The sequence below is a fragment of the Marisediminicola senii genome (genome assembly GCF_011057645.1).
In the GTDB taxonomy this organism is placed as follows: Bacteria; Actinomycetota; Actinomycetes; order Actinomycetales; family Microbacteriaceae; genus Marisediminicola; species Marisediminicola senii.
Map to the genome: position 1 here is coordinate 42,524 of NZ_JAALGE010000008.1, position 23,456 is coordinate 65,979.

General features: G+C 70.8%; 23 protein-coding genes. 13 read left to right on the plus strand and 10 right to left on the minus strand.

The annotated features are described in order from the left end of the window. Nucleotides 1–84: 84 nt before the first annotated feature. The 8 genes from G5S38_RS05200 to G5S38_RS05235 all read left to right on the plus strand — a co-directional run bounded on the left by G5S38_RS05200 (nt 85) and on the right by G5S38_RS05235 (nt 7,039). Nucleotides 85–1,500 carry a glycosyltransferase family 87 protein gene (locus G5S38_RS05200; protein WP_165065345.1) on the plus strand — a complete coding sequence of 472 codons (1,416 nt, stop codon included), beginning with the start codon at nt 85–87 and terminating at the stop codon, nt 1,498–1,500. Between the two features lie 29 nt (nt 1,501–1,529). After that, complete coding sequence (locus G5S38_RS05205) at nt 1,530–1,955, plus strand: TOBE domain-containing protein (RefSeq protein ID WP_165065348.1); 426 nt, start codon at nt 1,530–1,532, stop codon at nt 1,953–1,955. A gap of 104 nt (nt 1,956–2,059) precedes the next feature. Continuing rightward, nucleotides 2,060–2,758: a molybdate ABC transporter substrate-binding protein gene (gene modA, locus G5S38_RS05210; protein ID WP_165065351.1), complete on the plus strand. Its 699-nt coding sequence runs from the start codon at nt 2,060–2,062 to the stop codon at nt 2,756–2,758. Continuing rightward, complete coding sequence (locus G5S38_RS05215) at nt 2,736–3,590, plus strand: ABC transporter permease (protein WP_165065354.1); 855 nt, start codon at nt 2,736–2,738, stop codon at nt 3,588–3,590. The genes modA and G5S38_RS05215 overlap by 23 nt, the downstream gene beginning before the upstream one ends. Beyond that, nucleotides 3,587–4,657: an ABC transporter ATP-binding protein gene (locus G5S38_RS05220; protein WP_235928913.1), complete on the plus strand. Its 1,071-nt coding sequence runs from the start codon at nt 3,587–3,589 to the stop codon at nt 4,655–4,657. The genes G5S38_RS05215 and G5S38_RS05220 overlap by 4 nt, the downstream gene beginning before the upstream one ends. A 165-nt stretch (nt 4,658–4,822) precedes the next feature. After that, on the plus strand, nt 4,823–5,512 hold the full coding sequence (locus tag G5S38_RS15835) for a hypothetical protein (RefSeq protein ID WP_165065358.1): 690 nt from the start codon (nt 4,823–4,825) through the stop codon (nt 5,510–5,512). Nucleotides 5,513–5,705: 193 nt separating this feature from the next. Then, nucleotides 5,706–6,782 (plus strand): GTP 3',8-cyclase MoaA, encoded by a 1,077-nt coding sequence (gene moaA, locus G5S38_RS05230; RefSeq protein ID WP_165065362.1) that lies wholly within the window; start codon nt 5,706–5,708, stop codon nt 6,780–6,782. A 2-nt stretch (nt 6,783–6,784) separates the two neighbouring features. After that, nucleotides 6,785–7,039 carry a MoaD/ThiS family protein gene (locus G5S38_RS05235; RefSeq protein WP_328796251.1) on the plus strand — a complete coding sequence of 85 codons (255 nt, stop codon included), beginning with the start codon at nt 6,785–6,787 and terminating at the stop codon, nt 7,037–7,039. A 15-nt stretch (nt 7,040–7,054) separates the two neighbouring features. On the opposite strand, the gene moeB is transcribed toward G5S38_RS05235, so the two are convergent. Then, entirely contained in the window at nt 7,055–8,212 is a 1,158-nt protein-coding gene (gene moeB, locus G5S38_RS05240) for a molybdopterin-synthase adenylyltransferase MoeB (protein ID WP_165065365.1), read from the minus strand. Nucleotides 8,213–8,327: 115 nt separating this feature from the next. Here moeB and G5S38_RS05245 point away from each other — a divergent pair, with 115 nt between their 5' ends. Further along, on the plus strand, nt 8,328–9,824 hold the full coding sequence (locus tag G5S38_RS05245) for a glycosyltransferase family 39 protein (RefSeq protein WP_165065368.1): 1,497 nt from the start codon (nt 8,328–8,330) through the stop codon (nt 9,822–9,824). Nucleotides 9,825–9,867: 43 nt separating this feature from the next. Beyond that, nucleotides 9,868–10,149: a hypothetical protein gene (locus G5S38_RS05250; protein ID WP_165065371.1), complete on the plus strand. Its 282-nt coding sequence runs from the start codon at nt 9,868–9,870 to the stop codon at nt 10,147–10,149. Nucleotides 10,150–10,192: 43 nt separating this feature from the next. Here the strand turns inward: G5S38_RS05250 and G5S38_RS05255 are convergent, their stop codons facing one another. The 4 genes from G5S38_RS05255 to metG form a co-directional block, all read right to left on the minus strand. Continuing rightward, nucleotides 10,193–11,128, minus strand: a complete 936-nt coding sequence (locus G5S38_RS05255) for a 4-(cytidine 5'-diphospho)-2-C-methyl-D-erythritol kinase (RefSeq protein WP_165065374.1) — start codon at nt 11,126–11,128, stop codon at nt 10,193–10,195. Nucleotides 11,129–11,203: 75 nt separating this feature from the next. Next, nucleotides 11,204–12,070 carry a 16S rRNA (adenine(1518)-N(6)/adenine(1519)-N(6))-dimethyltransferase RsmA gene (rsmA, locus tag G5S38_RS05260; RefSeq protein WP_235928914.1) on the minus strand — a complete coding sequence of 289 codons (867 nt, stop codon included), beginning with the start codon at nt 12,068–12,070 and terminating at the stop codon, nt 11,204–11,206. Nucleotides 12,071–12,078: 8 nt separating this feature from the next. Continuing rightward, on the minus strand, nt 12,079–13,038 hold the full coding sequence (locus G5S38_RS05265; protein WP_165065377.1) for a TatD family hydrolase: 960 nt from the start codon (nt 13,036–13,038) through the stop codon (nt 12,079–12,081). Next, a complete protein-coding gene (metG, locus tag G5S38_RS05270) occupies nt 13,035–14,624 on the minus strand; it encodes a methionine--tRNA ligase (protein ID WP_165065381.1) in 1,590 nt (529 codons plus the stop codon). Before metG ends, G5S38_RS05265 begins: the two co-directional genes overlap by 4 nt. Nucleotides 14,625–14,728: 104 nt before the next feature. Between metG and G5S38_RS05275 the strand changes: the two genes are divergently transcribed. Then, nucleotides 14,729–15,562 (plus strand): aldo/keto reductase, encoded by an 834-nt coding sequence (locus G5S38_RS05275; RefSeq protein WP_165065384.1) that lies wholly within the window; start codon nt 14,729–14,731, stop codon nt 15,560–15,562. Nucleotides 15,563–15,577: 15 nt separating this feature from the next. Here G5S38_RS05275 and G5S38_RS05280 read toward each other — a convergent pair whose 3' ends face one another. After that, nucleotides 15,578–16,576, minus strand: coding sequence for an EamA family transporter (locus G5S38_RS05280; protein ID WP_235928915.1), 999 nt, complete (start codon nt 16,574–16,576; stop codon nt 15,578–15,580). A 65-nt stretch (nt 16,577–16,641) separates the two neighbouring features. On the opposite strand from G5S38_RS05280, the gene G5S38_RS05285 reads away from it, so the two are divergent. Continuing rightward, a complete protein-coding gene (locus tag G5S38_RS05285) occupies nt 16,642–17,199 on the plus strand; it encodes a CGNR zinc finger domain-containing protein (protein ID WP_165065387.1) in 558 nt (185 codons plus the stop codon). 112 nt (nt 17,200–17,311) lie between these two features. Here the strand turns inward: G5S38_RS05285 and phoA are convergent, their stop codons facing one another. The 4 genes from phoA to G5S38_RS05305 form a co-directional block, all read right to left on the minus strand. Then, nucleotides 17,312–19,261, minus strand: coding sequence for an alkaline phosphatase (gene phoA / locus G5S38_RS05290; RefSeq protein WP_165065390.1), 1,950 nt, complete (start codon nt 19,259–19,261; stop codon nt 17,312–17,314). A 119-nt stretch (nt 19,262–19,380) separates the two neighbouring features. Then, complete coding sequence (rsmI, locus tag G5S38_RS05295) at nt 19,381–20,199, minus strand: 16S rRNA (cytidine(1402)-2'-O)-methyltransferase (protein ID WP_165065393.1); 819 nt, start codon at nt 20,197–20,199, stop codon at nt 19,381–19,383. Nucleotides 20,200–20,259: 60 nt separating this feature from the next. Continuing rightward, on the minus strand, nt 20,260–21,018 hold the full coding sequence (locus tag G5S38_RS05300) for an SGNH/GDSL hydrolase family protein (protein ID WP_165065396.1): 759 nt from the start codon (nt 21,016–21,018) through the stop codon (nt 20,260–20,262). Between the two features lie 62 nt (nt 21,019–21,080). After that, nucleotides 21,081–22,004 carry a DMT family transporter gene (locus tag G5S38_RS05305; RefSeq protein ID WP_201276588.1) on the minus strand — a complete coding sequence of 308 codons (924 nt, stop codon included), beginning with the start codon at nt 22,002–22,004 and terminating at the stop codon, nt 21,081–21,083. Between G5S38_RS05305 and G5S38_RS05310 the strand changes: the two genes are divergently transcribed. After that, a complete protein-coding gene (locus G5S38_RS05310) occupies nt 22,003–23,403 on the plus strand; it encodes an aminotransferase-like domain-containing protein (protein WP_165065403.1) in 1,401 nt (466 codons plus the stop codon). The genes G5S38_RS05305 and G5S38_RS05310 overlap by 2 nt on opposite strands. Nucleotides 23,404–23,456: the final 53 nt, after the last annotated feature.

Consider the following 23,456-nt stretch of genomic DNA (forward strand, 5'->3'; position numbering starts at 1 on the left):
CTGCGTCGTCACCGGAGTACTCACGGCCTGTGTTCGTAGCCGAGGCGGCAAACGACGGCCCGGGGGTCGGCGAAGATAGTGCGCATGCGCATTGCCGTCACCGCCCTCCTGCTCGCGGTGACCACGGTCGTGACGGTGATCTCGATCACCACCCAGCCGTACTACGAGAACAAGTCGGGCGACGAGCTGCGCTTCATCGTCGGCATCACGGCGCTGCTCTGGCTGCTGTTCACGCTGTCGTTCCTCGCGCTCCGGCGGGTTCCGCTGAAGGCCGCCGTCGTTCTGGTGATCGCCGGGTCGGTCGCCATCGGCGGCGCGTCGATGGCGGGCCCGCCGAACACGAGCACCGACTCCGCCCGCTACGCGTGGGACGGCATCGTGCAGAACGCCGGCATCTCGCCATACGCCTACGTGCCGGCCGACCCCGCCCTCGAGCACCTGCGCACCGACTGGCTGTTCCCCGCCGCGACGATCGACGCCGACGGCGACCCGCGCTGCGTCGGTGAGCGCGTGATGCGCGCGGTCGATGCCGACACCGGCGAGGTCACCTGCACGACCATCAACCGGCCGACGGTGCCCACGATCTACCCGCCGACCAGCGAGCTGCTGTTCGCCGGCGTGCGCTTCGTCACCGGGCCGGAGCCGCAGTACTGGCCCATGCAGCTCGTCGGCCTGCTGATGAGCCTCGGCATCACCGGCGTGCTGCTGCGCGCGCTGCACACCCGCGGCAAGGATCCGCGTTGGGCCGCCCTGTGGGGCTGGAGCCCGCTCGCCGCGACCGAGGCGGTGACGAACTCGCACATCGACGTGCTGTCGGCGGTGCTCGTGCTCGCGGCGACGTTCGCGGTCGCCGCCGGTCACCGCTGGCGCGGAGGGATCGCGCTGGGCGCCGCCATCGCGGTGAAGCTCGTGCCCGTGATCGCCGCCCCCGCGCTGCTTCGTCGGCAGCCGTACAAGGTGATCGTGGCATCCATCGCCACCTTCCTGCTGCTCTACGTTCCCTACGTGCTGACCACGGGCATCGCGGTGCTCGGCTACCTACCCGGGTACATCAGCGAGGAGGGGTACTCAAGCGGCGACCGGTTCGTGCTGCTGTCGGCCTTTCTGCCCGGGGTCGCCGCGACCGTGCTCGCCATCGTGATCCTCGGGGTGACCGCCGGGCTGGTGTGGTGGAAGACACCGCCCACCTCGCCCTGGCTCGGCCAGCTGGTGATGATCGGCGTCACCCTGCTCGTGGTCGCGCCGCGCTACCCCTGGTACGGACTCATGCTGGTGCCGTTCATCGCGATGACCGGGCGCTGGGAGTGGTTCGCGGTGCCGCTCGCGCTCACCGCGCGGCTGCTGATTCCGACCACCGAGGTGGCGCAGGTCGCGATCGCCGTGGCGGTGGCCATCGTGGTGGCGGCGTCGGTGCATCGTGCGGGGCCCGGTGCGCTGCCCAGGCTGGGGCGCTGGCTGCGGCATCCACTTCGCGCACCTGAGGCGATATCGATGCGCTAGCGCCGCGAATGCGGCAGTAGCATGGGGTCATGAGCACCCACCTCAAAGTCAGCGAAGCCGCGGCCCTCGTCGGGGTGAGTGACGACACCATCAGGCGGTGGGCGGATGCCGGCAGGCTCACGCTCATCACGGCGGAGAACGGTCGCTACGTGATCGACGGTGCCGAGCTCGCGCACCTCGTGCAGCAGCTCGCCACCGAATCCCCGCTCGCGCCGCAGCCCCGGAGCCCGGGCGGCAAGCCATCCGCCCCGAGAACCTCGCAGCGCAACCGGCTCACCGGCATCGTGACGCGCATCACCAGGGACACCGTGATGGCGCAGGTCGAACTGCAAGCCGGCCCGTTCCGGCTGGTGTCGCTGATCAGCCGCGAGGCGGTCGACGAGCTCGGGCTCGAGGTGGGCTCCGTCGCCGCCGCGAGCATCAAGGCGACCTCGGTCGGGATCTCGCTGCCGTGAGGGGTGGACGATCTGCCGCGACGCGGACGGGCGCCGCAGCAGCGGCCGCGGCGGGTGTCGCGCTGCTACTCGCCGGGTGCGCCGGCACGGCCCCGGGCGACGCGATGACCAGCACCGGCACCGACACCAGCGCCGACGTCACCGTCTACGCCGCCGCCTCGCTCACCGAATCCCTCGGGCGAATCGCCGACCGGTACGAGGCTGCGAATCCCGGCGCGACCGTGACCCTGAACTTCGCCGGCTCGTCGGCGCTCGCGCAGCAGATCATGTCGGGCGCCCCGGTCGACGTGTTCGCCTCGGCGAGCGCCGACACCATGCGGGTCGTGGTCGACGCGGGGCTCGCCGACGGCGACCCGGTCGTGTTCGCCGGCAACACCCTCGAGATCGCCGTTCCGCCGGGCAACCCCGCCGGGGTCAGCGGGCTGACGGACCTCGCGAATACCGCGCTCACCATCGCGCTGTGTGCCCCCGAGGTGCCGTGCGGCGCGGCATCCACTCGCGTCCTCGACGCCGCGGGCATCACGGCCGCGCCAGACACGCTCGAGACCGACGTGCGGGCGGCGCTCACCAAGGTCGAGCTCGGCGAGGTCGATGCCGCACTGGTGTACCGCACCGACGTGCTCGCCGCGGGCGACGCGGTCGAGGGCATCGAGTTCGCGGGGGCGGCCGATGCGGTCACCGACTACGCGATCACCAGGGTGATGGATGCCGCGAACCCGGCCGCAGCCGCCGCATTCGTCGACCTCGTGCTGGGCGACGACGGCAGGCGGGTGCTCGCCGATGCGGGGTTCACGAACGGGTAGCCCGGGGCTGCGGGCACCGCGGTCACCGGACGCCCGCCGCTCCGGCATCCCCGCCGCGCTGTGGGCCCCGGCCGTGCTCGCCCTCGCATTCCTGGTGCTGCCGCTGGTCGCGCTCGTCGTGCGCGTGCCGTGGTCGCGCCTGCCCGAGCTGCTCGCCGCCCCCGAGATTGCGACGTCCCTCGGCCTCTCGCTGGGCAGCGCGGCCGCCGCGACCGCGCTGAGCCTGCTGTTCGGCATTCCGCTGGCGTGGGTGCTGGCGAGGAGCGCGCACTGGAACCCGGTCGCCCGGCGGTCGCTGCGCGCGCTCGTGACCGTGCCGCTCGTGCTGCCCCCGGTGGTCGGCGGCGTCGCGCTGCTGCTGCTGCTCGGGCGCCGCGGCCTGCTCGGCCAGTACCTCGACGCGTGGTTCGGCATCCAGCTGCCGTTCACCACCGCGGCCGTCGTGATCGCGCAGACCTTCGTGGCCATGCCGTTCCTCGTGCTCGCCGTCGAGGGCGCCCTGCGCGGGGCAGACCGGAGGCTGGAGGATGCCGCGGCCACCCTCGGCGCATCGGACTGGTTCATCTTCCGCCGGGTGACGCTGCCCCTCATCGCGCCGGGAGTCGCCGCCGGCGCCGTGCTGTGCTTCGCCCGCGCGCTCGGCGAATTCGGGGCGACCATCACGTTCGCCGGAAACTTTCCCGGCGTCACGCAGACCATGCCGCTCTCGGCCTACCTGGCACTGCAGAGCAATCCCGACGCTGCCTATGTGATTTCGCTCGTGCTGCTCGTCGTGTCGGTGCTCGTGCTGGTCAGCCTTCGCGACCGCTGGGTCAGCGGGGTGACCGCGTGAACGCGGCCGGCCTCGCGGCCGGGTTCACCGTCGACCGCGGCACCTTCCGCCTCGACCTCGAGCTCGCGGTGCCCCCGGGCGGGGTCACCGCGATCGTCGGTCCGAACGGCGCGGGCAAGTCGACGGCCCTGCGCACCATCGCGGGCCTGGTGCGCCCATCGACCGGGCGGGTCTCCCTCGCCGGACGGGTGCTCGACGACGCGGCATCCATGACCCACCTGCCCCCGGCCGCCCGCGGCATCGGCGTCGTCTTTCAGGACTACCTGCTGTTTCCGCACCTGACCGCCGCCGAGAACGTGGCGTTCGGGCTGCTCGCGCAGGGAATGCCCCGGCGTGACGCCCACCGCACGGCACGGGAATGGCTCGACCGGTTCGGCCTCTCCGCGCACGCAGACTCCCGCCCCGGCGCACTGTCGGGCGGGCAGGCGCAACGGGTCGCCCTCGCCAGGGCACTCGTGCTCGAGCCGGCCCTGCTGCTGCTCGACGAGCCGCTCGCCGCCCTGGATGCCGCGACCCGACTCGACGTGCGCGCCGACCTCGTCGAACGGCTGCGGGAGTTCGGCGGGGCGACCGTGCTCGTGACGCACGACCCCCTCGACGCGGTGGTGCTGGCCGATGAGATCGTCGTGCTCGAGCATGGGCGGGTGGCCCAGCGGGGCGCCCCGACCGAGGTCACCCGCTCCCCCGCCAACGACTACGTGGCGCGGCTGGTCGGCCTGCACCTGCTGCGGCTCGCGCCGACGACGGAGGGCGCCGGGCGCGGGGGCGACGGTGCTGTCGGCGGCGGCAGCGGCGAGCGCACGGTCGTGGTCTCGCCGTCGGAGGTGCGCGTCTCGGTCGAGCGGCCGGCGGACGCGGCATCCATCACCGGCGAATCGGGCAGCGCGACCTGGGAATGCCGCGTGACGGGCGTCGAGGAGCTCGGCGGGCGCACCCGGATCCTGCTGGAATCGATCGCCGACGGGCACCGATTCTCTGCCGAGCTCGCGCTGCGCGACGTTCCGCCGTTCGGCTACGGCGTCGGTTCCACGGTGTGGGCGACACTGCCGATCGCGGCCCATCGCTGAAAAACCCCGGAATTCCGGGCTTTTCGCTCGCCGTTAGCTGGACGTTTGCTGGGACAGATAACGGAAAGGTCACGGAACGAACCAATTCCAAACCGATTCGCGCACCGGGGCCGAACTCCTGTCAACACCAACCGCAAGACACACTCCAGCAAAGGATGAGAAATCATGCGCAAGATCTACAAGTCCACGATCGGCATCGCCGCCGCCGCACTCCTCGTCGGAAGCCTCGCCGCCTGCTCCACCGCAGAAGCCGAGCCCACCACGGATGACGCCAGCGCCAGCGCCAGCGAAGAGCCCATGGCCGACCCCGAGCCCCTCGCCTCGATCCCCGAGCTCGGTGGAGTCGACACGCAGGTCACCCTCGACCAGGGCTTCGTCGACGCCCTCACCAGCCTCGGCCTCACCCCCGGCGTCATCGGCACCGCGACCCTCACCGACGGTGTGCTCGCGTTCCCGATCACCGGCGGAAACGTCGACTACTACGACCCCGAAGAGGACTACCGTCCCTACGTCCAGGGCTCCGTCGAGCACGATGGATCGGGAATCTCCCTCACCGCCGGCGAGACCGTCGTCGAGCTGACCGACTTCCGCATCGACCCGGGCACCTCGCAGCTGTTCGGCACCGTCACCGCGAACGGCGAAGAGGTCGGACAGGATGTCTTCATCTTCAACCTCGACGGCACCACGCTGAACCCGCTGGCCGAAGACGCTGACGGCAACGCCGTTCTCGAGGGCACCACCGTGCTCATCAGCGAGGACGCCGCTCCCCTGCTGAACGAGACCTTCGGAACCGACGCCGTCACCGACGAGCTCGTCGTGGGAATCGCCAAGATCACCGCGGCACCCGCCGAGTAGTACCCCGCCTCCGGGCGGCCAGCACGACAGCAACACCGCAACATCATCCACAGCCAGAGGGCCCGTCGCGAACATCGCGGCGGGCCCTTTGGCGTTGAGGCGAGTTCGCGAACTGACAGGGCCAGGGCATGATCGAGACGATCGCACCACCGCGGTGGACCATTCACCCATACGGGTCGCTTACGGTTGAACCATGAGTGTTTCCCTCGGCATGCCGATGATCCCCGGCGTCAGAGCGCAAACGCCGCCCCGCCCCACCACCGCCCCCGGCCTGCTCGACAAGTACGGGCGCGTCGCGACCGACCTGCGCATCTCGCTCACCGACCGTTGCAACCTGCGCTGCACGTACTGCATGCCCGCCGAGGGCCTGCCGACCCAGCCCGCCAGCTCGCTCCTGCAGGCACACGAGATCGGTCGCCTGGCCCGCATCGCCGTCGAAGAGCTCGGCGTGCGCCAGATCCGGTTCACCGGCGGCGAGCCGCTGCTGCGCAAGGACCTCGTCGACATCATCGCCGCGTGTGCCGCCCTCGAGCCGCGCCCCGAGATCTCGCTCACGACCAACGCCATCGGACTCTCCAGCCGTGCCGCCGCCCTCAAGGCCGCAGGACTCGACCGCATCAACGTGTCGCTCGACACCGTGCACGCCGACACCTTCCTCGCCGTGACCCGTCGCCCGTTCCTCGACCGCGTCATCGCGGGCATCGACGCCTCCGCCGCCGCCGGCCTCACCCCGATCAAGATCAACGCGGTTCTGCTGCGCGACGTCAACGACTTCCAGGCCGTCGAACTGCTCACCTGGGCCCTGCAGCGCGGACACCAGCTGCGCTTCATCGAGCAGATGCCGCTCGACGCCGACCACGCGTGGGAGCGCGGCACCATGATCACCGCCGAGGAGATCCGCGGCCGCATCAGCGAGCTCTACACGCTGGTACCCGACGAGGAGCCCCGCGACGGCGCGCCCGCCGAGCTGTTCCGCGTGCTCTCACGGGAGAACGGCACCGACCTCGGCACCGTCGGCATCATCGCGTCGGTCACCGAGGCATTCTGCGCCGACTGCCGCCGCGTGCGCCTCACCGCCGAGGGAGGAGTGCGCAGCTGCCTGTTCTCGCACACCGAGACCGACCTGCTCACCCCCATGCGCGAGGGCCTCGACGACCGCGGCGTCGCCGACCTCTGGCGCGACGCCATGTGGGCCAAGCCCAAGGGCCACGGCCTCGACACCGGGCTCTTCGTGCAGCCCGCCCGCTCCATGAGCGCGATCGGCGGCTGACCGTGCCCGACGTGCGCATGCGCTTCTTCGCCTCGGCGAGGGCCGCGACCGGCCTCGACGAGACCACCCTCAGCCTGCCGACCGGCGCGACCATCGGTGACGCCCTCTCGCGTCTCGACGCGGCCCCCGGGCAGCCCCTCGACCGGGTGCTCGCCCGCTGCTCGTTCCTCGTGAACGCGGTCGCGACGACCGACCGCGCAGTGACACTGGGCGACGGCGACCTGGTCGACGTGATGCCCCCGTTCGCCGGGGGCTAGCGATTGACTGCGGCCTCAGTACCGCTGCCCGTCGGGGTCGACCAGGTCGAGCCACGACTGGATGCCGCCCCGCAGCGACACCGCGTCGATGCCCGCCTTCCCCAGCGCCGCGACGGCCGCGGCCGACCGCACTCCGGACTTGCAGTACACGACGACCGGACGTCCGCTCGCCGGCACCCGCTCGCGCACCAGCCCGGGCTCCGCCAGCAGCTCGGCGAGCGGCAGGAGCGTCGCACCCTCGATGCGCACGATGTCCCACTCGAACGACTCGCGCACGTCGACGATGCCGTCGGTGCCCCGCGCGACGAGGTCGGCGACCGAGATCGTGGCGCCGTCGTCGTTCCCCGCCGCGGGAACACCGCAGAACAGGGCGTAGTCGATGAGCCCGGTCACGGGCTGGCGTCCAGGGCTGCGGCTGACCCGCATCTCACGCCAGTCTCCGGCGAGGGCATCCAGGGTCTGCACCCGGCCGAGCAGCGGTTCGCCGACGCCGGTGATGAGCTTGATCGCCTCGGTCGCCATCATCGAGCCGATGGTTCCGCACACCGAACCGAGCACGCCAGCCTCGTCGCACGACAGCACGTCGCCGGGCGCGGGCGGGGTGGGGTGCAGGTCGCGGTAGTCGAGGCTGCGGCCGTCGGGCGCGTTCTCCCAGAACACGGTGACCTGGCCGTCGAAGCGGTACACCGAACCCCACACGTATGGCATGCCGAGCATGGCCGCCGCGTCGTTGGCGAGGTAGCGGGTGGCGAAGTTGTCGCTGCCGTCGAGGATGAGGTCGTACCCGGCGAACAGGTCGAGCGCGTTCGAGCTGTTGAGGCGCAGGTCGTGCTCGTGAACGTCGACCAGGGGGTTCGACTCGGCGATACCGCGGGCGGCGCTGGCGGTCTTCTTCTCGCCGATCGACGAGGTGCGGTGGATGACCTGGCGCTGCAGGTTCGAGGTGTCGACGACGTCGAAGTCCACGATGCCGATGGTGCCGATCCCGGATGCCGCCAGGTACTGCAGCGCGGGCGATCCGAGTCCCCCGGCGCCGATGACCAGCACTCGCGCCGCGGCGAGACGCTGCTGCCCCTCGACGCCGAGCCCGGGAAGCATGATGTGCCGCGATCCGCGTTCCACCTGCTCGCGGCTGAGCTCCACGACCGGGTTCTGCAGCGCCAGCAGCGGCATGGGAGCCTGCGATGCTCCGAGAGCCTGCGATTCTTCAAAGGCCAGGGTGGCGATGACTGACCTCCTGCGACGCGAAACCGGTGCGACCGACCGGCTATCCAGTCTAACGACCGCAATGCGCGGCAGCCGTGCCACGGCCCCCGCGCTGGTCGGCCTGCTCGGCCTGCTGGTCTCGCTGATCGGCATCGGCACCCCGTCGGTCTGGTACGACGAGGCCGCGACCATTACCGGCGCGACGCGCAGCTGGCCGCAGCTGTGGGAGATGCTGCAGAACGTCGACGTCGTGCACGGGGCGTTCTACGCGCTCATGCACGTGGTGTTCGACGTCATCGGGTACTCCCCCGTGACGCTGCGGCTGCCCAGCGCGATCGCGATCGGCGGCGCCGCGGCGCTGACCGTCGTGCTCGCGCGGCAGCTGGGCGGGAGCCGCTGGATCCCCGTCATCGCGGGGCTCGTCTTCGTCTTCCTCCCCCGCACGGTCTGGATGGGCGGCGAAGGTCGCTCGTTCGCCATCTCGGCCCTGTTCGCGGTCGCGATCACCGTGGTCACGGTGCACGCGCAGCGACGCGCACGCTGGCGCTGGTGGGTGCTCTATACCGCCCTGATCGTGCTCGGCAGCCTGTTCTACGTCTACCTGACCCTGATCGTGGTCGCCCACGGCGCCGCGATGCTGTGGTGGTGGCTCGCCGCCGGGCGCCCCGTCATCGCCGAGGTGTTGCGCTGGGCGGTCGCGGCGGTCGCGGCCGCGGTCGCCCTGCTGCCGCTGGTCTCGCTGGTGGCCGACCAGAGCGGACAGCTGTTCTGGATCGACCCCCTCTCGGCCGAGACCTGGCCATCGGTGTTCGTCGTGCAGTGGTTCACCGGCTCGGTGCCGATGGCCGTCGTCGGCTGGACGCTCATCGTCGCGGGCGCCGCGATCCTGCTCCGTCGAGCCGCTGGCCGTAGCGACGGGCACACCGCCGCGCCGCGCCTCCCCGCCGCCGCGGTGCTCCTGCCCGCCGTCGTGCTGCCCGCCGCCGCGCTGATCGTCATCACCGCGGTCTCCGACCCGCTGTACTCGCCCCGCTACGTGAGCATGTGCGCGCCATTCGTCGCGATCGTGATGGCGACAGCGATCGACGCCATACGCCCGCGCTGGGCGGCATCCATCGTCGTCGTGCTGCTGGTGGCCCTGTCGGTGCCCACCATCGTCGCCCAGCGCGCCCCCGAGGCGAAGCAGCAGTCGTCGTGGGCCGAGGTCGCTGACCTGATCGCCGCCCAGCGTGCAGGAATGCCGGTGGATGCCACGGTCGGCGTCATCTGGGGGTGGGTGCGCTACCACCCCACCGCGACCACGAAGGTGATCGACTACGCCTACCCCGACGCCTTCGAGGGCGTGATCGACGTCAACGTGAACACCCCGGCCGCCGAGACCGGCGAGCTGTGGGAGACCCGCACGCGCGTCGACGAGTCGCTCGACCGCATCGCCGATGCCGACGTGGTGTACCTGATCACGAGCATCAAGCGCGACAAGCGGCCGGGAATCACGGCGACGCTCGTGGCCGACGGCTGGCGCGTGGCAGGCGAGTACGCCACGACCGACATCAACATCGTGAGGTACGAGCGGCCGTAGGAGTTGTCTTTAGTCAATCAAAACAACTGCTAATGTTGATGTCATGACTTCGCTGACCAACACGGCCAACTTTCCCACCATCGACCTCGGCGCCATGCGCACCCAGGGCGCACGCCGCACCCGCACCGGCTCGATCCCGACGACGTCTGCACCCACCACCGCGAGCATCGCGCGAGTCGGCAGCTATGTCTCGGGTGCCGTCGCGATTGACGACATGACCTCCGGCTACGTCACCGCACCGAACGCCCGTACGCGCGCCGTCGGAAGCTACGTGAGCACTTTCGCCGCGAGCACCCGCGCCGTCGGAAGCTACATCACGCTCTAACGCCGCACCCTGCGTCGAATTGCCCGCTACTGGTTTATGCCCGCTACTGGTTGATGATGCGCGCGCCGTGCACCGGGCCGGTGGCCCGCACGACGGTGAGCCTGGCCGCGCTGAGCGCGATCTGCAGCTCGAGGGCGCTGTCGAGGTCGGCGGCGAGGAACGCGACGGTCGGACCAGATCCCGACACCATGCCGGCCAGGGCACCGTTCTCCTCGCCCAGCTCGATGATCGCGCCGAGCCCGGGCTCCAGGTGCAGCGCGGGGGCCTGCAGGTCGTTGTGGAGCACCTCGGCGAGCATGTGCGGGTCGCCCGCACGCAGCGCCTGCAGCACCTCGGCGTCGACCTGGGGCTGCACCTCGGCGGGAAAGATGTCCTGCGCGTGCCGGTCGCGGTGCCGGTCGAGTTCTGAGTAGACCATCGGGGTCGACAGGCCGAATTCGGCGAGGGCGAGCACCCACTGGAAGTTGCCCTTCGCCAGCGCCGGGCTGAGCTGGTCGCCGCGCCCGGTGCCGATCGCCGTTCCGCCGGTGAGGGCGAACGGCACGTCGGCCCCCAGCTCGGCGGCCAGCGTGAGCAGCTCGTCGCGGCCGATGTCGGTGCCCCACAGGGTGTCGCACGCGAGCAGGGTGGCCGCCGCATCCGCCGATCCCCCGCCCATGCCCCCGGCGATCGGAACATGCTTGTCGATCTCGAGGCGAACCCCGCCGCGGTACCCGGTGGTGCGCGCGAGCAGCACGGCCGCGCGGATCGCGAGGTTCGACGCGTCGGTCGGGAGGCTCGAGGTGTCGATCGTTCCGGCGAAGCTCACCGAGAAGTCGTCGGCAGGGTACGCCCGCACGTCTTCGCTCAACGACACCGCCTGATAGGCGGTCGCGACGTCGTGAAAGCCATCGTCGAGGAGTGCTCCCACTTTGAGGAACACATTGATCTTTCCCGGGGCCCTGGCATGCACCACCGTGGAATTCGCCTCAACGGTCATTCTTCCAACCTAGTCGGATAACCCGGAGCGGGTATTCACGCGCGCGTCACGCGACTCACGCGCGGGTCTCGCCACTCACTCTGCCGCGCGGACGATGCGCAGGAAGTCGTCGACGGTGAGCTGCTCGCCGCGGGTGGTCGGGTCGACACCGGCCAGCGTCATCCGTTCCGCAGCAACCGTCGAGTCGCCGAGCACGCCAGACAGCGACTGCCGCAGCATCTTGCGGCGCTGCTGGAATGCGGCATCCACGAGCGCGAAGGTCGCGAGGCGTTCCTCCTCGGTGCCGATCGGCTCTTCGCGCAGGGCGAACGACACCAGGATCGAGTCGACGTTCGGCACCGGCCAGAACACCTGCCGGCTCACCTGGCCCGACGTTCTCCAGTGGCCGAACCACGCGGCCTTGACGCTGGGGCTGCCGTAGACCTTCGACCCCGGGGGCGCGGCGAGGCGCTGCCCGACCTCGGACTGCACCATCACGAAGCCGCTGCGAATGCCGCGGAAGGTCTCGAGAAAGTGCAGCAGCACCGGCACCGAAATGTTGTACGGCAGGTTCGCGACGAGCACGGTCGGGTCGCCCGGCAGCTCGGTGACACGCATCGCGTCGGCGGTGACCACGGTGAGGGGCGCTCCCGGCTGCATCGTGTCGACGGTGAGCGGCAGCTGGGCGGCGAGCCGGTCGTCGATCTCGACGGCGATGACGGATGCCCCGGCCTCGAGCAGCCCGAGGGTCAGCGAGCCGAGCCCCGGTCCGATCTCGACCACCGTGCTGCCCGCCTCGATCCCGGCGGATCGGACGATGCGCCGCACGGTGTTGGCGTCGATGACGAAGTTCTGGCCGAGCTTCTTGGTGGGCTGGATGTCGAGCAGCGCGGCGAGGTCGCGGATCTCGGCGGGGCCGAGCAGCTTGCCCGGGAGTGGGCCAGGGGCGATCGAGTCAGTCACGCGATGCGTTAGGCGAGCTGCGCCGGGTCGACCGCGTCGTCCCAGGGCGAGCCGGCGTCGCCGGAGACCGGTTCAGCGTCCCACTGGCCGTAGACGAGCTCGGTGTTTGACGAGATCTGCGCGGCCAGCACCGAGACGTCGGTACCGAGGTGGTCGGCCATGAAGCGCAGCGTGTAGGGAATCAGGTACGGCGAGTTGGGGCGTCCGCGCAACGGCGCCGGGGTGAGGAACGGGGCGTCGGTCTCGACCAGGATGCGGTCGCGGGGAACCACCTCGAGCGCCTCGCGCAGGTTGCCAGCGTTCTTGAACGTGATGTTGCCGGCGAACGAGAGGTACCATCCGTTGTCAGCGCAGAGCCTGGCCATGTCGGCGTCGCCGGAGAAGCAGTGGAAGACGGTGCGCTCGGGCGCCCCGACCCGCAGCAGGGTCTCGATCACGGCGTCGTGCGCATCGCGGTCGTGGATCTGCATCGCGAGGTCGTGCTTCTTCGCGATCGCGATGTGCGCCTCGAAGGAGCGGTGCTGGGCGCCGCGGCCCGACTCCTCGGTACGGAAGAAGTCGAGTCCGGTCTCGCCCACGGCGCGAACCCGGGGGCGACCGGCGAGCTCGTCGATCTGCGCGATGGCGTCGTCGAGCGTACCTGCGGCCTCGTAGCGCGGGGCCTCGTTGGGGTGGATCGCCACGGCCGCGAGCATGCGCGGTTCACGGGCGGCCATCTCGGCCGACCAGCGGGAGGTCTCGACGTCGCCGCCGACCTGCACGACACCGCGGATTCCGACGCTCGACGCCATGTCGAGCTGCTGCAGGTAGTCGAGGGGGTCGTCGCCGTCGGCGATCTCGAGGTGGGTGTGGTTGTCGTAGCAGGGGACGACGAGGGCGGGCGGCAGGGGCGGGTAGCTGAGGTCGCGGGACTGGCCGGTTTCCGCTCGGCTCTCCCTTTGACGGATGTAGTTCGACCCGTCGGTCACGCCACGACCTCCGCAGCATCGATTCTGGGAAACAGCGCCTCGATCGCGTGCACCCGGCTCGCGGGTGGCAGCTGACCCCAGTGCCCTGCATCGACGATGACCTGGTCGGTGAGGTGTCCCAGTTCGCTGGCCGCGCCGAGCGCGCTCCACAGCTTGTGGGTCGCCGCCGGGATGACGGGAGACAGCAGCACGGCGAGCGCGCGCAGCCCCTCGGCCGCCGTATACAGCACGGTGCCCAGGCGTTCGAGGGTGTCCTCGCTCTTGGCGAGCACCCACGGCTCCTGCAGGGTGATGTATCCGTTGAGCTCGTCGACGATGGTCCAGATGCCCTCGATCGCGGTGTGGATCGCGAAACGCTCCATCGCGGCATCCGCCGACTCGGCTGCCTCCCTGACCACGCGCTGCACGGTGAGGTCGGCCTCGGAGTACTCGGCGGGCGACGGCACGGCGCCGTCGAAGTACTTGTTGACCATCGCGATGACGCGGGAGGCCAGGTTGCCGAAGCCGTTCGCGAGCTCGGCCTGGTAGCGGGCGGCGAGGTCCTCCCAGCTGAACGAGCCGTCCTGCCCGAAGTTGATCGCGCTCATGAAGTAGTAGCGAAAGGCGTCGACCCCGAAGGTGTCGGTGATCTGGCTCGGCGCGATGCCGGTCAGCTTGGACTTCGACATCTTCTCGCCGCCGACGAGCAGCCAGCCGTGGCCGAAGACGCGCCTCGGAACCTCGAGGCCGGCGGCCATCAGCATCGCGGGCCAGATCACGGCGTGGAAGCGCGCGATGTCCTTGCCGACGAGCTGGTTGGCTGGCCAGCGCCTGCGGAAGTTGTCATCGTCGGTGCCGTACCCGATGGCGGTGATGTAGTTGAGCAGCGCGTCGAACCACACGTAGAGCACGTGGCTGTCGTCCCACGGCAGCTTGATGCCCCAGTCGAAGCTCGATCGGGAGATCGAGAGGTCCTGCAGCCCGGAATTCACGAACTGGATGATCTCGTTGCGCACGCTCTCCGGCTGGATGAAGTCGGGGCGCGTTTCATAGAGGTCGAGCAGGCGCTGCTGAAAGTCGCTCATCCTGAAGAAGTAGTTGCGCTCCTTGAGGATCTCGACCGGGCGGGTGTGGATCTTGCACACCAGCTGGCCCGCGTAGTCGCCGACCTCGGTCTCGAGCAGGTCATCGAGCTGCTTGTACTCCTCGCAGCCGACGCAGTAGTAGCCCTCGTACTCGCCCGAGTAGATGAACCCGTCGTCGTAGAGCTTCTGCAGGAAGATCGTGACGGCCGACTCGTGCCGTTCGTCGGTAGTGCGGATGAAGTCGTCGTTCGCGATGTCGATGGTCTCGAGCAGCGGAAGCCAGGCCTCCTCGACGAGCTTGTCTGCCCACGCCTGCGGCGTCGTGTCGTTGGCCACGGCGGTGCGCAGGATCTTCTGGCCGTGCTCGTCGGTTCCGGTGAGCAGCCAGGTGTCGTCGCCGCTCTGGCGGTGCCAGCGCGCGAGAACGTCGGCGGCCACCTCGGTGTACGCGTGCCCGATATGCGGAACGTCATTGACGTAGAAGATGGGGGTCGCGATATAGAAAGAGTCTCCGGCGGCCATGGCTTACATCCTAGGCGCGGCACTGTGCCGGTTACGGACGTGCCCATGACGGACGCGCGGGAGTCACGGCGGGGGCCCGCTACCGCCCGCCCTACGCTTGGCCCATGAGATATCGCCGCATCGGGTCGACCAGGGTCAGCGCCATCGGCCTCGGCACGCTCGGCCTCACCGCCGAGGGCGGCCCTGACCGCCCGCAGGCGATCACCACTATCAGAGCGGCCGTCGAGTCGGGAATCACGCTCATCGACACGGCCGATGCCTATGGCGACGGCGCGTGCGAGCTGCTCGTCGCCGAGGCGCTCGGGTCGAATGCCGACGACGTTCTCGTAGCCACCAAGGGCGGTATCGCCTACCTGCCGGGCGGGGGCTGGGAACACCGCGGCTCCCCCGCCCAGCTGCGCGCGGCCGCCACCGATTCAGCCCGGCGGCTCGGAGTCGACGCGGTCGGGCTGTTCCAGTTCCACCACCCCGACCCGGCGGTGCCATTCGACGAGTCGGTCGGCGCGCTGCTCGAGCTGCTCGACGAGGGCGTCATCCGCCTCGCCGGCGTCTGCAACGTGACCCTCGAGCAGATGCAGACGGCACACCGCATCCTCGGCCGCCGGTTGTCGTCGGTGCAGAACCGGTTGTCACCCCGCGAGCGCGGGAGCGAACCCCAGCTCGACCTCACGGCCGACCACGACATCGCCTTCCTCGCGTGGTCGCCGCTCGGCGGCGCGCGGCGTGCGGCGTCGCTCGGTGCCGATAATCCCGAGTTCGCGCGGGTCGCGCGGGAGCTGGGCGTGAGTGTGCACCGCACGACGCTGGCCTGGGAGCTGGCCATGCAGCACACGGTGATCCCGCTCGTGGGGGCTACCCGGCGCACCAGCATCCGGGATTCCGCCCTCGCCGCCGACCTCGTGCTGACCTCGGGCCAGCTGGACCGGCTCGGAGCCTAGGGCGCTCGAGCGCGACTAGGGCGCCAGCGCGTCAGTCGGTGCTGGCACGGCCGCCTTCTCGCGCTCGAGCTTGATGGCGATCACCCCGCCGACGACGAGCAGTCCGCCGAGCGCCTGCATCAGCGTCGGTACCTCGCCGAGCAGCAGCCACGACAGCAGCACCGCGAACAGCACTTCAGACAGCCCGACGAACGAGGCGACGCGGGAGCCGAGCCTGGCCGCGCCGACCAGGCCGGTCAGGTAGGCGAACGCCGTCGACACCAGCACGACGACCGCGAGCGGGACGAACCACGGCACGCCGTCGGTGCCGAGCAGGGTGACCGGTTCGAGGGTGACGGTGAGCGGCAGCAGCCCGGTGACGCCGATGACGAGCAGGGTCGCCGCGCCGACGAGCAGCCCTGCGCACACGAGCACCACGGGCGGCAGGCCCTCGGTGGGGGTCGCGGAGAGCAGAAAGTAGCAGGCCAGGCAGGCCGCGGCGCCGGCCGCGAACGCGATGCCGAGCGGGTCGAGGTCGCCCAGGCCGCTCGGGCCGATCACGAGCACGAGGCCCGCGATGCTCAACAGGGTGCCCAGAATGGTCACCGCGGCGGGGGCGCGCCGCGTACGCGCCCAGGCGAGCAGCACGAGCAGCACGGGGGCCGAGTACTCGATGAGCAGCGCCACGCCGATCGGCAGGCGCTCGATGGCCGCGAAGTACAGCACCTGGGTGCCCATCACCGCGATGAGCCCGTAGGCGACGATGAAGCGCGCGTGCTGCAGCAGCAGGCGGTAGCGGCCGTGCAGCGCCATCAGCGCGGGCACGAGCAGCACGAGACCGGCGAGGCCCGCGCGCGCGGCGACTGCGGCGACCGGTGACCAGCCCGCTTCAAGAAGGGGCTTCATGAATGGGCCGCTCGCCCCGAAGGCCGCGGCAGACAGCAACGCGAGCACGAGGCCCGACTGGCGGGGAACCGTGACGACGGGTGCCCGCATCGTCGACGCCATCGCCCGCTCCCGCCTGGCCCGCAACACGGGTCTGTCATTACCTAAATCGTTTAGACTAGTGACAGTAATGGTCCCGGCTGTCAGGAGTCAACATGCAGTTCACCTATGACACCGAAGCGACGCTGAAGATGACGGCGGCGCTCGTGAACACGGTCGCCGGGGCGTCCAGGTCCGGCGACGACGAGCTGTCGACCGTCGAGCAACTCGCGGCCCTCCTCGACGGCAACGTGTGGACCGGCCGGCGCGATCGCGACGCCACCGAGCTCGACCAGATGCGGGCGCTGCGCCCGGAGCTGCGCGAACTGTGGACCCTCAGCCGCGACGACGCGGCGGAGCGCGTGAACGAGATCCTGCGCACCGAGGTCGCACTCCCCCAGCTGGTGCGGCACGACGGCTGGGACTGGCACCTGCACGCCACCGACCCCCAGTCCCCGCTGGCGACCCGCATGCGGGTGGAGGTCGCGATGGCGTTCATCGACGTGATCCGGGCCGACGAGCTGCATCGCCTGCAGCGGTGCGGGGCAGACGACTGCGACGCCGTGTTCGTCGACTTCTCGCGCAACCGGTCGAAGCGCTACTGCGACGTCGGCAACTGCGGCAACCGCATGCACGTCAACGCCTACCGGGCCCGCGCCGCCGCCCACGACTAGACGCGCGCACGCCGCGCGCACGAGAAAGGGCCACCCGATCCGGATGGCCCTTCCCCGCGAGGTCAGTACGCGCGCGCGGCGGCGCGTGCTGGTGCTGCCGCGTTCTGTGGTGCTATGCGGTGACGTCCTTGCGGCCGCCGCGCAGGGCGAGGCCGAGAACGAGCATGAGCCCGGCGAGCACCGCGATAGGCGTGACGACCGCACCGGTCGACGCGAGGCCGCCCGTGCTGGCGCCGCTGCCGTTGCTGCTGCTGCCGATTCCGCCGCCGACGGATCCGGCGGGGCCGGCACCCGTTCCATTGCCCGTGCCGTCGCCCGGGGTGACCGGGGCCGACGGTGACGGCGACGGGTCGGTGGGTGCCGGAGCCCCTGCCGCAACCGTCATCTCGGCGCTCACCGTGACGCCGCTCTGCACGCCGGTCAGGGTGACCGTCTGCACTCCCTCGGCCTCGGGTGCGGTGAGGTCGTAGGTCACCGTGCCGTCGATCACGTCGACGGCAGGCAGCTCGAGCCCGGCCGGTTCGATGGTTCCGGTCACCTGGCGGTCGCCCGCGAAGGCGGTACCCGTCACGGTGAACTCGGCGCCCGGCTCCACGGTGACCGGGTCGATCTGCACGGTGGCCGCCGCGCTCTGCGCCGGCAGGTCACGATCCAGCTGCAGGGCCTGCGCCATGGTGAAGAAGGTGTCGGTCTGGTCGGTCAGTCCCGAGACGTTGGCCGCTCCCGGACCGTAAGCCGCGATGCGCACCTGCGAACCGGTGTGCTGCTGCGATCCGCCGAGTTCCGCGGTGCCGTAGGAGACCTTCATCGTGGTGCCGTCGGCCGTGACCAGCGCGGTGCTGAGCGCGGTCGGCGGGGTGTTGTCGACGATCTGGCTGGAGTGGGCGTGGTCGGCGGTGACGATCACCAGGGTGTTGCCGTCGGCCTCGGCGTACTCGAGCGCGGACTGCACGGCCTCGTCGAGGTCGATGGTCTCGCCGATCTGGCCGCAGGCGTTCGCGGCGTGGTCCTGCTTGTCGATCGAGGCGCCCTCGACCTGGAGGAAGAATCCCTCGCTGTCGTCGGTGTCGAGCAGCGAGATGGCCTTGTCGGTGAGTGACGAGAGCGACAGCTCGCCCGGCAGGCGGGTCGGGTTCTCGGTGCAGGCGGCTGCCGGGGCATCCGCTCCCCCGACGGTCGCGACGGTCGGCGCGTATCGGGTCGGGAAGTTGCCGGCGGTGAACAGGCCGAGCACCGGTGCGGTCTGATCGGCGGATGCCACGGCGGCGAGCTCCTCGGCGGTGCCGGCGAGCTGGTACCCGCGGGCCTCGGCCTGGGCGAACAGCGTCTGCCCCTCGTACTGGCCGGCCTTGGCGGTCTGCAGGAAGCTGGCGGAGCCTCCACCGAGCGTCACGTCGGCGCGAGTGTCGATGAGCTGCTCGCTGATCGATCCGAGTCCGCCGGCCGCGAGGGCATCGTCACCACAGGTGGTGCTGTCGGGGCCGTAGCAGCTGCGCGCGTCGACGTGCGCGACCTGCACCGCGGGGGTGGCGTCCTGGATCTCGGCGGTCGAGACGTTGCCGGTCCTGAGCCCGTTGGCCTTCGCGATCTCGATCAGGGTGTCCTGGGGAGCACCGTCGATGTCGACCGACACGGCGTTGTCGTAGGTCTTGGTACCGGTGGCCCAGGCCGACCCGGTGGCCGCGGAATCCGGCACGTAGTCGGGCTTGCCCTTGTTCGCGCCGTCCTTGTACAGCCCGTAGGTCGTGTACTGGCCGGTGATGGGCAGGGCATCGATGCCCGGCAGTTCGCCCGCTGCACCGTAGGCGTAGTTGCGGGCGACGGTGATCTCGGAGTCGCCCATGCCGTCGCCGATCAGCAGGATGACGTTCTTCGCGGGCCCGTCGACGATGGAGTCGCGCAGCAGCTGCGCGTTGTCTCCCTCGTTGCGGGTGGCGCCGCCGTTGTCTTTCGGTGCGGCCATTGCCGCAGCGGGAACCGCGATCGCGGATCCGGCCAGGAGGGCGGCGGAGACGAGCACGAGTGCCCTCCGCGATCCGCTCCGGTTCGAGAAAAGTGCCATGTGCTGAATGCTCCCCAGGGGTGAAGGGGTCGGTGGTGACCCTCGTACAGGTCACGCTCCGATGGTGAATTCGCGGCAAAGTCGCGGGGGCGATCACCTGCACGAGGGGTGTCGGGCAGCTACGCCGGCTTTCTCGCGGCGAGCGCCCCCTGGTAGAGGTCGCGGCGACCGAGCCCGGTCGTCGAGGCGACCTCGGTGGATGCATCCTTCAGCGTGACGCCGGAGGCGACGAGTGCCTGCACCTGCGAGATGCCCGCGCCGAGGTCGACCTCGAGTGCGGCGGCTCCCTCGATGACGATGCAGATCTCGCCCTTGACCCCGGCAGCGGCCCATTCCGCGAGCTCGGCCGCGGTGCCGCGCCTGACCTCCTCGTAGAGCTTGGTGAGCTCGCGGCAGACGGCGACGCGGCGGTCGTCGCCCATGGCGGCGGCGATGTCGGCGAGCGATTCGGCGAGGCGGTGCGGCGACTCGAAGAAGACCATGGTGCGGGGCTCGCGCGCGAGCACGCCGAGTGCGGCCTTGCGCCCCTTGCGGGGCATGAATCCCTCGAAGCTGAACCGGTCGGTGGGCAGGCCGGAGAGGGCGAGGGCGGTGATCACGGCCGATGGCCCGGGGATCGCGGTCACGGTGACGCCGGCGGCTGCCGCGGCGGCGACCAGGGGGAACCCGGGGTCGCTGATGGCGGGCATGCCGGCATCCGACAGCACGAGAACGTCGGAGTCGCGGGCGAGCTCGACGAGTTCGCCCGCCTTCTCTGACTCGTTGTGCTCGTGCAGCGCGACGAGGCGGGGACGGTTCTCGATGCCGAGAGCCCGCATCAGGTGGATGGTGACCCTGGTGTCCTCTGCCGCGATGACCTCGGCGTTGGTGAGCGCTTCGATGAGCCTGCGGGAGGCGTCGCCCAGGTTGCCGATGGGCGTCGCCGCGAGAATGATCACCGGTTCATTGTCGCAGCCGGCGGGGGTTGGCCGCGGGGGTTGGCTGCGGGCTACCGACCGTCAGGCCCTGGGCACCTCGACCGGGCGAAGTACCGCGCTCTTCGGCTCGCGGTTGTCGCCGGACGACCGGCCGGTGATGCGACGCCCCACCCACGGCAGCACGTACTCGCGCCAGTAGTCGGCGGTGCGCTGCGCTGGGACGGCGACGACTTCACCGGTCGAGACGTCGGGAACGGGCAGCCCGAGCCCGGCGAGCACGTTACCCGCGACCCGTTCGTGGCCGCGCGAGTTGAGGTGCAGCTTGTCCCTCGACCAGTACCGGACATCGCCGAGGCCGGGGTCGGCCCAGTTGTCGACGAACGTGACGCCGTGCTCGGGGATGCGCTGCCGCACCGCTTCGGCGAGGGCATCGCCGCGCCGCTGGAACACCGCGCCGAGCGGGAGGTGGGCAGACGGGTTTCCTCCGCTGACGAGCAGCACGTGTGCGCCGCTCGCGCTCGCCCTGTCGACGGCGGCCTCGATCTGGTCGGCGATCGACGCGATCGCGACGCGCGGGCGGAGGATGTCGTTGCCGCCGCCGTTGAGGCTGAGCAGGGCGGGGTGCAGGGCGATAGCGGCATCCAGTTGGCCGGTGATGATGGGGGCGAGCAGGCGCCCGCGAATGGCGAGGTTGGCGTAGGTCACCGGGGTCGTCGACGTGAGAGCGAGGCCGAGGGCGACGAGGTCGGCCCAGCCGCGCACGCTGCCGTCTGGCTGGTCGTCGCCGAGTCCCTCGGTGAAGCTGTCGCCGATCGCGACGTAACTGCGGTATTCATGCACCGGTCGAGTCCATCACATCGGGGCGAGCGACCAGAGCACATCGGGGCGAGGGGCCAGAGCAGCTATCGGATCCGCGCGCGCACCGCGACCGCCGCGCACAGCACCACCGCCGCGCCGCCCGCGACGGTGGCCCAGGTCAGCTGCTCGTGCAGGATCAGCGCCGCCCACACGATGCTCAGCACCGGTTGCACGAGCTGCACCTGGCTGACCCTCGCCATCGGTCCGATCGCGAGGCCGCGGTACCAGGCGAAGAACCCGAGGAACATGCTGACGACCGCGAGGTAGCCGAACGCGGCCCACTCCGCGGCAGTCGCCGCGGGCGGTTCGACCCCGACCGAGACCGCGGTCAGCGCGATCATCACCGGGGCGACGAGTACGAGCGCCCAGGAGATGGTCTGCCACGATCCGAGCTCCCGCGACAGCTTTCCCCCCTCGGCATACCCGATCGCACCCGCGACCACCGCGGCGAACAGCAGTGCGTCCGACCCGTGCAGGGCGAAACCGCCGGTGGCACCAGCGCCCCCGACCGCGGCGAATCCCACCGCTGCCACGGCGCCCGCGACGGCCATGATCCAGAACAGCCTGGACGGGCGCTCCCCGGTGCGGATGACTACGACGACCGCGGTCATCGCGGGCAGCAGGGCGATCACGACCGCGCCGTGGCTCGCGGGCGCCGTCTGCAGCGCGAACGACGTGAGCAGCGGAAACCCGATGACCACCCCGCCCGCGACGACGAGCAGGCGACCCCACTGCGCGCCGCGGGGCAGGCGCTGCCTGGTCGCGACCAGCACCATGGCGGCGAGCGCGGCAGCGACGACGGCGCGGCCAGCCCCGACGAACAGGGGTGACATGCCGTCGACCGCGATCCGGGTGAACACGACGGTGAACGAGAAGGCGACGACCCCGGTGAGACCCCATCGGATGCCGGATGCAGGCGTGGATATCACTGCGGTGCGGGAAGCGATAGCGCTATCGTTGCTGGTCATGGACAACGATAGCAGCACGCGCATCGTCGATGGGTTGCTCGCCCTGATCGAGACCGCGGGCCCCGGCGCCCGCTTGCCGTCGACACGCGTGCTCGTCGCGGAATACGGCGCCAGCCCGGTGACCGTGCAGAAGGCGCTGCGCACGCTGGCCACCCGCGGACTCATCGAGAGCAGGCCGGGCGCCGGCACCTTCGTGCGCGCGACCCGGCTCGCCCGTCCGGTCGACTACGGCTGGCAGACCGGGGCCCTGCGCACCCCGCCGGCCCGCGTGAGCGCCGCGACGTCGGCGATGCGGGATGCCACGAACGACCGCATCGCGCTGCACGCGGGCTACCCGACCCGCGAACTGTTGCCGGAACGCCTGGTGCGGGCAGCCCTCGCCCGGGCGTCGCGGTCGGATGCCGCGTTCACCCGGTCACCGGTAGCCGGGCTGCCCGAGCTGCAGGCATGGTTCGCCGCCGAGGTCGCCGCGTCCACACCGGCCGGGGTGACGCCCCCGATGCCCGGTGACGTCACCATCCTGCCCGGCACGCAGAGCGGACTCGGCTCGGTGTTCCGCGCCCTGGTCGGCCCCGGCCGCCCCCTGCTCGTGGAGTCCCCCACTTACTGGGGCGCCATCACCGCCGCAGCGCAGGCCGGCGTCGATGTCGTGCCGATCCCGAGCGGGGCCAGCGGACCTGACCCCGACGAGGTCGACCGCGCCTTCGTCGAGACCGGTGCGCGCGCGATGTACGTGCAGCCCACCTTCGCGAACCCCACGGGCGCGCAGTGGTCGCCGCAGGTCGCGGCCCGGATGCTCGAGGTCGCGCAGCGCCACTCCGCCTTTCTCATCGAAGACGACTGGGCGCACGACTTCGGCATCGAGGCCGACCCCGCTCCCCTCGCGCGACTCGACACCGGCGGGCACGTCGTCTACTTCCGTTCGCTCACCAAGAGCGTCGCGCCCGCCATCCGGGTCGGCGCGGTGATCGCCCGGGGGCCGGCGCGCGACCGCATCCGCAACGATCGCGCCGCCGACGCGATGTACGTCAGCGGCGTGCTGCAGGCCGCCGCCCTCGACGTGGTGACGCACCCCGGGTTCCAGACGCACCTGCGCGGACTCCGCCAGCAGCTCGGTGCGCGCCGCGACCTGCTCGCCTCGAGCCTGCGGCAGCACGCCCCCATGGCGCACATCGACGGGATACCGCGCGGCGGTCTGAACCTGTGGATCCGACTCACCGACGGCGTCGACGTGCCGAGGCTCGTGGCCTCCTGCGAGGCCGACGGGCTGCTCATCGGCGCGGGCCACGAGTGGTATCCGGCCGAACCCGAGGGACCCCGCATCCGTCTCAACTACTCCGGACCCAACCCGGGCGCCTTCGCCGACGGGGCACGCATCCTTGGCTCCCACCTGCGCTGAGGCACCCCTAACTCGGACCGATAAGCAACCCTGGTTGCCTATTTCGCATAAGC